This window comes from Desulfurococcus sp. (assembly GCF_049970475.1).
Lineage (GTDB): Archaea > Thermoproteota > Thermoprotei_A > Sulfolobales > Desulfurococcaceae > Desulfurococcus > Desulfurococcus amylolyticus.
Map to the genome: position 1 here is coordinate 1 of NZ_JBMFMW010000099.1, position 4,090 is coordinate 4,090.

Sequence of the window (4,090 nt, forward strand, 5' to 3'; positions counted from 1 at the left end):
CGTAGATAATCACGACGTCACCACTCATCTAGGGCACCCAGCATACATAATACCGCAATACACATCTCAACGATCCCTCTCGTGTCCAGTTATATCAGTGATGATAATTGAGAACCCTTTCTCAGTCAGCTTCTATACGATGCCCTTATCAATGCCTGAGCTTGTCCTTGTGATTATTGCTACCCTACGGATCATTTCCCACATATTAGGTTAATTTTATTAAACAATATAAAATTTCTAAAAATTCCCTGGAGACACAGAGGATAGAAGACTGTTTAACCGCTACATCAGCTTAACGATGGTTCTTAAACCATTTGTGGCCCTCGTAATAGGCTCTTACAGATTTCTCCCCTGCCTCTCCACGAATTATGCTTCTTATCGTATCCTCGACTACATGGTGGGGCAGTATATTCGTGGCTGCATTGAGCACCCCTAACAGTACCATGTTTAATGCTCTTGGGTTGCCAGCCTCCACGGCTATCTTCCTTGCTGGCACCACGACAGCATTATACCTGGCTAGCTCGGCTAGCAGGATGCTTCTCGAGGGTGCTCTACCAGTTATACTGGCCATCGATGGCGGCCTGTATTCATCGGCTACGATTATTAATCCATGATGCCTCAAATACCTCATGTTCCTAACACTCTCCGTTAACTCTAAGCCGAGTAATACATCTGCCTCGCCACTACCAAATATCGGTGAGTACGTGTTACCACCTATCCTCACGAAGCTCACAACGCTACCGTATCTCTGAGCCATTCCGAGGGTCTCACCTGTCTTAACGGAGAAGCCGGTTTTAACAGCTGCCTCAGCAAGTATCCTTGAGAGCGTTAAGCCTCCCTGCCCACCGATACCCGCTATTAATATATTGAACACCTTATTGGACACCAGTACTCACCTCTCCCTCCTTACTATTGCGTTGTATTGGCAGTATCTAACGCATAAACCGCATCCATTGCAATCCTCCTCTATGATATACGCCTTGCCTTCAACCATGATTATTGCTGGACACCCCGTTGAAGCAATACATGCCCTGCACCCTGTGCACTTCTCCGCGTCAACCACATAGGGCTCTACATGCTTTGTCCTCCTCTCCTCAAGGGCACATGGGTGTTTAGCTATCACCACGTTTACGCCTTTCCTAACGAGGTACTCGCCTATGATCCTCTCAGCCTCCTTCAGATTGTATGGATCAACTACGGCGACATTGTCAACGCCTATAGCCTTCACCAGCTCCAGTATACTGATCCCCCTTGTCTCCCTACCCGTCTCAGTCCTGTTCCATGCTGGGGTTGACTGATGACCAGTCATAGCGACTATGTCATTGTCCAGTATCAAGACAAGCATGTCAACCCTCTTGTGAACAGCCTCGATCAACGAGGGGATGCCGGCGTGAAAGAATGTTGAATCACCTATGACGGCGACCACGGGTTTCTCGAAGCCAGCTATCTTCAACCCCATCGCCATCGATATGCTCGCGCCCATACTGTGCTCAGTCCATATAGAGTTAAGCGGGGGGTTCACTGAGAGCGCGTAGCAACCAATATCCCCGAATACAGGTATATCGCTGGGCTTGAACCCGTTTCTCAGCAGTGCTGAGCGTAACGCTATAAACGTGAATCTATGAGGGCATCCAGGGCATAGTGGGGGCGGTCTCTCAGGTATCTCTACACCTGGTTTCACCGGCTCAGCGCCCCCAGTCTCCCTCACACCAGTAGCCCTGGCTATGAATTCCCTAACTATTACAGGGTTTAACTCGCCTTCAAAGGGGAGCCAGCCAGCATGCTTACCCAGGATCTCTATATGTAGCCCGGCCCTGTAGAGTGTCTTGGCCAGCTCTTCCTCTATGAAGGGGTCCAGTTCCTCAACCACAAGTATTTTCCTACAGCCCTCTATGTTCTCCAGTATGAACCTGGCTGGGAGAGGGTGTATCAAGCCTAGTTTAAGTATTCTAGTCATGCCAGATAAACCGAGGGATTCAACGGCTTCGACAACGTAATTGTAGGCTGCACCCCCTGTGACAATACAGAGGTCCCCACTCCCCTCAACCCTGTTTAAACCATGCTTTCCCGTAACCTCCTCGACCCTGGAGAGTTGCTGGTCAACCCATTTATGTCTTTCAAGATTCCACTTCATCCCAGCCCTTACGTATCTCGGCGGGTCCCTCTTAAACCCCTTATACCTCCTCGGCTCCTTGAACTCGCCTAAGACAACTTCCCCAACGGCATGGTTCACCCGCGTCGTCGTCAGAAGCATTACGGGGAGCATTAATTCCTCGCTTATCTCGAATGCTGCCCTCGCGTAATCCTTGGCTTCCTGGGGGCTAGATGGAGAGATAGTAGGGAGCTTGGCCAACTTAGCGAACCACCTGTCATCCTGTTCAGTCTGGGTTGTATGGGGACCCGGATCATCGGCTACCAGGATCACTAACCCGCCGTCAACACCACTGTAAGCAGCTGAGATAACAGGGTCTGATGCAACGTTTAATCCAGGAGCCTTCATCGTCGCGAGCGCGCGGGCGCCGCTGATGGCTGCTCCGAGGGCTATTTCGAAGGCTACTCTCTCGTTCACAGCCCATTCAACATATATCCCTAGATCGCCCCCATATCTCTGTATGGTCATTATAACCTCGCTGCTGGGTGTACCGGGGTAACCGGTTACAACGTAGACGCCTGCCTCTACGGCGCCCCTGGCGATGGCTTCATTACCCATTAATGCTAGCTTGGTGCCGGGGAGAGCCTTTAAAGGGTTTAAACTGCTCATAAAATTACCCCTTATAGAAATAATACCTGGATCCACTTAAAACACTATGATCCGTCTTCGAGGACAGCCCTTCCTACATCCATCGGGGATTTCCATGCCACTCCTGGGTCAGCCTAGGATGCGCTCCTCATTTACTGCTCAGATCCCCTGTTCATCACTCCCAGAATCTCCGGTATATATTTTATATATGGATATGTTTATAAGCAGGAACGTATATAAGACAGTCAGGGCTAAATGCCTGAAAAACAAGCTGTTTCAGTCTCTAGTGTGATTGGTGGAGAGGGTAAGCTATCTGATTTAAAGGTTTTCCATATCCTCGAATCATATAATATACCTCTAGCATCATACGGGTTCGCATCAACTCCGGGGGAAGCCGTTGAGATAGCTGAGAAGATAGGTTACCCAGTGGTCGTCAAGGTGGTTTCACCCGATATAAGCCATAAGAGCGATGTCGGGGGCGTTAGACTGGGTTTGACGAGTAGTAGTGAGGTATACAGAGCTGTCGAAGAGATGAACAGGGTTATCCAGGTTAAGGCGCCGGGTGCTAGGATTGAGGGATTCCTAGTGCAGAAGATGATGCCTAAGGGTGTCGAGGTAATCATTGGCTCACTTAATGACGCGGTCTTCGGCGGTGTCGTGATGTTTGGCCTTGGCGGTATCTTCACAGAGGTCTTCAGGGATGTCTCATTCAGGGTAGCACCAATAGATGTCAGGGAGGCGTTGGAGATGATCGAGGAGCTGAGGGCGTCCAGTATATTCAACGGGTACCGCGGCATACCCCCAGTTAATAAGCATGCGTTGGCTGATATATTGGTTAAGGTATCCCACCTGATAGTAGAGAATCCCTGGATAGACTCGATGGATTTAAACCCGGTGATAGCATACCCTGATAAAGCTGTAGTGGTTGATGCTAGGATAATAGTGCGCAGGTAGATTGCCCTTAGTGATGAGTGCCCGATAACCTGAGCACGGTGTTGATGAGAGAGGCCTCGGCTGACCAGTGCCCTAACCCGTTAATAAGGGATTTCAAGGAGCAGGATTTAGATGAGGTCGTGGAGATAGATAAGGAGTGTTTCGAGGAGCTCGTACGCTATGATGGAGGCGTCTTCAAGTCCATACCCGGCAAACACGATGGCAGTATCATTTTCTATGTTGCTGCATGTAATAATGGATTAGGGTTTAGATCTTATATAGGTTTATATAAATTGGTTTCATCCCCTCGTTTTTGTTCCCCTTGTATCCTGCTTGGGCTTGCATATGGCTTAGGGGTGTTCAGGGTGACATCACATCTTGAGTGCTTCAGGAATAGGTTTATGCATGCCACCCTAT

General features: G+C 49.2%; 5 protein-coding genes. 3 read left to right on the forward strand and 2 right to left on the reverse strand.

The window, feature by feature from the left end:
* Positions 1–214 (forward strand): hypothetical protein (locus tag ACP5N5_RS05920; protein ID WP_428133883.1); only part of this gene is annotated, 214 nt, incomplete at its 5' end.
* Between the two features lie 78 nt (positions 215–292).
* Here the strand turns inward: ACP5N5_RS05920 and ACP5N5_RS05925 are convergent.
* The gene (locus ACP5N5_RS05925; protein ID WP_428133887.1) at positions 293–886 is read right to left on the reverse strand and encodes an indolepyruvate oxidoreductase subunit beta; all 594 of its coding nucleotides are present in this window, start codon (positions 884–886) and stop codon (positions 293–295) included.
* A 6-nt stretch (positions 887–892) separates the two neighbouring features.
* Positions 893–2,761: an indolepyruvate ferredoxin oxidoreductase subunit alpha gene (gene iorA, locus ACP5N5_RS05930; RefSeq protein ID WP_428133889.1), complete on the reverse strand. Its 1,869-nt coding sequence runs from the start codon at positions 2,759–2,761 to the stop codon at positions 893–895.
* A gap of 234 nt (positions 2,762–2,995) precedes the next feature.
* On the opposite strand from iorA, the gene ACP5N5_RS05935 reads away from it, so the two are divergent.
* Together ACP5N5_RS05935 and ACP5N5_RS05940 are read left to right on the forward strand one after the other, a co-directional pair.
* Positions 2,996–3,694: an acetate--CoA ligase family protein gene (locus ACP5N5_RS05935; RefSeq protein WP_428133891.1), complete on the forward strand. Its 699-nt coding sequence runs from the start codon at positions 2,996–2,998 to the stop codon at positions 3,692–3,694.
* A 44-nt stretch (positions 3,695–3,738) separates the two neighbouring features.
* The coding region (locus tag ACP5N5_RS05940; RefSeq protein WP_428133894.1) for a hypothetical protein at positions 3,739–4,090 on the forward strand (352 nt) is incomplete at its 3' end.

Bases quoted from the DNA above. Each gene is read 5' to 3' on its own strand.
- iorA (WP_428133889.1), bottom strand. From the start codon at position 2,761: ATGAGCAGTTTAAACCCTTTAAAGGCTCTCCCCGGCACCAAGCTAGCA.
- ACP5N5_RS05935 (WP_428133891.1), top strand. From the start codon at position 2,996: ATGCCTGAAAAACAAGCTGTTTCAGTCTCTAGTGTGATTGGTGGAGAG.